Genomic DNA, 2,774 nt, shown 5'->3' on the forward strand with positions numbered 1-2,774 from the left:
TGGCGGGGGCGGCGGCGGGTCGAACGACGCCATCTCCCACCGCTGGTAGGCGGTGAGGGTGCCCGCGCGATCGCTCGCCGAATCAGACATACGCGTCTTCCGCCTTGCCGCCGATCGCGATCGCGCCGCTCTCGGCCAGGTTGCGCACGATCTGCAGGATGCGGCGCTGCTGCGTCTCGACGTCGGACACGCGCACCGGGCCGCGCGCGTCGAGATCCTCGGCGAGCAGTTCGGCCGCGCGTTGCGACATGTTCGCGAGGAACTTCTGGCGCAGTGCCGGCGGCGCGCCCTTCAGCGCGATGATCAGCGTTTCCGACTCGACTTCCTTGAGCACCATCTGGATCGCGCGGTCCTCGAGGTCGAGCAGGTTCTCGAACACGAACATCTGGTCGATGATCTTCTGCGCGAGTTCGGCGTCGTACTGGCGCACGCTTTCGAGCACGCCTTCCTCATGCACGCTCGTCATGAAGTTCAGGATCTCGGCCGCGGTGCGGATGCCGCCCATCGGGCTGCGCTTCAGGTTGTCGCTGCCGGACAGCAGGCCCGTCAGCACGTCGTCGAGCTCGCGCAGCGCGGCCGGCTGGATGCCGTCGAGCGTCGCGATCCGCAGGATCACGTCGTTGCGCAGCCGCTCGGTGAAGCACGACGCGATCTCGGACGCCTGGTCGCGGTCGAGGTGCACGAGGATCGTCGCGATGATCTGCGGATGCTCGTTCTTGATCAGTTCGGCCACGGCGGCCGAGTCCATCCACTTCAGGCCCTCGATGCCGCTCGTGTCGCTGCCCTGCAGGATGCGGTCGATCAGCACGCCGGCCTTGTCCTCGCCGAGCGCCTTGGTCAGCACCGAGCGGATGTAGTCGCTCGAATCGAGCGACAGCGCGGTGTGCTGCTCCGCTTCCTTCGCGAATTCGTGCAGCACGTCCTCGACCTGCTCGCGCGTGACGTTCTTCAGCGCGGCCATCGCGGCGCCGATCTTCTGGACCTCGCGCGGCGCGAGGAACTTGAATACCTGCGCGGCCTCTTCCTCGCCGATCGACATCAGCAGGAGCGCGCTCTTGGTCAAGCCTTCAGCGTTCATCGGACACCCAGTTCTTCACGACGGTGGCGACGATCTTCGGATCCTGGCGGGCGATCGTGCGCGCGTAGTCGAGGTTGCGTTCGTAACGGTTCTTTTCGCTTTCGAAACCGAGCAGCAGCGAGTCGGGTTCCTCGGCCTTCTCCGGCGCCGGCAGGCCGTCGAGCGCGACCGGATCTTCAGGTGCCGCGAGCGCCGGTGTGACCGGCTCGGGCGGCGGGAACGCGCGGCGCATCGCCGGGCGCACGAACATGAAGTAGAGGGCCGCCGCGGCTGCCGCGATGCCGAGCCACTTCGCCGCTTCCTTCGCCATGGCGATCATGTCGGGCTGGCGCCACCACGGCAGGTCGGCGTACGGGTCGCTCGCGGTCGAGAACGCGCTGTTCACGACGTTCACCGAGTCGCCACGCTTCTCGTCGTAGCCCATCGCGTCCTTCACGAGCTGTTCGACCTGCGCGAGCTTCGCGGGCGGCAGCGGCTGCATCGTCACGTGGCCTTTCGCGTCTGCGACCGGCTGGTAGTTGACGACCACCGCGACCGACAGCCGCTTCACGCTGCCCATCGGCTGCTCGAGATGGCGGATCGTCTTGTCGACTTCGTAGTTGGTCGTCTGGTCCTTGCGGTCGCTGACCGGCGTCGTCTGCGGGCCGTTCTGGCCGTTGCCGGCGACGATCGGCGCGGAAGCCGGCTGCGGCGGCGTGTTCGACAGCGCGCCCGGCACGCCCGACGCGCCGCCCTGCGCGAGTTCGGTCGCGCTGCTGGTTTGCTGGCTGCGGATCGCGGATTGCTGCGGATTGCCGTTCGGGCCGTAGCTTTCCGACGTCTGCTCGATCTTCGAGAAATCGAGGTCCGCGCTGACCTGCGAGCGCGCGTTGCCGGCGCCGAAGATCGGCGCGAGGATCGCGTCGATGCGCTTCTGCGTGTTGTGCTCGACCTGCTGCACATACTTGAGCTGGCTGGCGTCGAGGCCCGATGCCGAGGCCGTCTGGGTCAGCAGGTTGCCGTCCTGGTCGACGATCGTCACGTTCTTCGCGGGCATGTCGGGCACGCCGGACGACACCATCCGCGTGATTGCCTGAACCTGGCCCTCGTCGAGCACGCGGCCCGGGTAGAGGTCGACGAACACCGACGCGCTCGGCGCTTCCTTGTCGCGCACGAACACCGACGGCTTCGGGATCGCGAGATGCACGCGCGCGCCGCGTACGGCGTTGATCGATTCGATGGTGCGCTGCAGCTCGCCTTCGAGCGCGCGCTGGTAGTTGATCTGCTCGGCGAACTGGCTGATGCCGAATTTCTGGTTGTCCATCAGCTCGAAGCCGACCGAGCCGCCCTTCGGCAGCCCCATCGCGGCGAGCTTCAGGCGCGTTTCATGCACCTGGTTCGACGGCACGAGGATCGCGCCGCCGGCATCGGCGAACTTGTAGGGAACGTTTGCCTGCTGGAGCGCGGCAATGATCGCGCCGCCGTCGCGATCCGACAGGTTGCTGTACAGCACGCGGTAGTCGGGCGCGCGGCTCCACAGCACGAGCGCGGTGATCACGGCGACCGCGAATGCGACGGCGATCAGGAACGGCAGCTTCGGGTTGCCCTTCATCCGCGAGATGCCGGGGATGCGTTCCGCGAAGCCGCCAAGCCCGAAGTCCGCGCCTGCGCTACCCGCGCCCGGCAACGCGGCGGCCGCGGCGGCGCCGGGCGCCGG

2 protein-coding genes and 1 pseudogene are annotated in these 2,774 nt (G+C 67.9%); all 3 read right to left on the reverse strand.

Annotated elements, in window-relative coordinates; genetic code table 11:
• Positions 1 to 90 (reverse strand): annotated as a pseudogene (locus tag G3O06_RS47560) (flagellar assembly protein FliH); the annotation flags it as partial.
• Positions 83 to 1,078, reverse strand: coding sequence for a flagellar motor switch protein FliG (gene fliG / locus G3O06_RS47565; protein WP_069249110.1), 996 nt, complete (start codon positions 1,076 to 1,078; stop codon positions 83 to 85). The gene fliG and the pseudogene G3O06_RS47560, both read right to left, overlap by 8 nt.
• On the reverse strand, positions 1,068 to 2,774 hold a 1,707-nt coding region (gene fliF, locus G3O06_RS47570; protein ID WP_205820235.1), incomplete at its 5' end, for a flagellar basal-body MS-ring/collar protein FliF. The genes fliG and fliF, both read right to left, overlap by 11 nt.

Source organism: Burkholderia sp. Ac-20345 (genome assembly GCF_017104825.1).
GTDB lineage: Bacteria > Pseudomonadota > Gammaproteobacteria > Burkholderiales > Burkholderiaceae > Burkholderia > Burkholderia lata_B.

Coding starts and splice junctions, on each gene's coding strand:
- fliG (WP_069249110.1), bottom strand. CDS start 1,078: ATGAACGCTGAAGGCTTGACCAAGAGCGCGCTCCTGCTGATGTCGATC.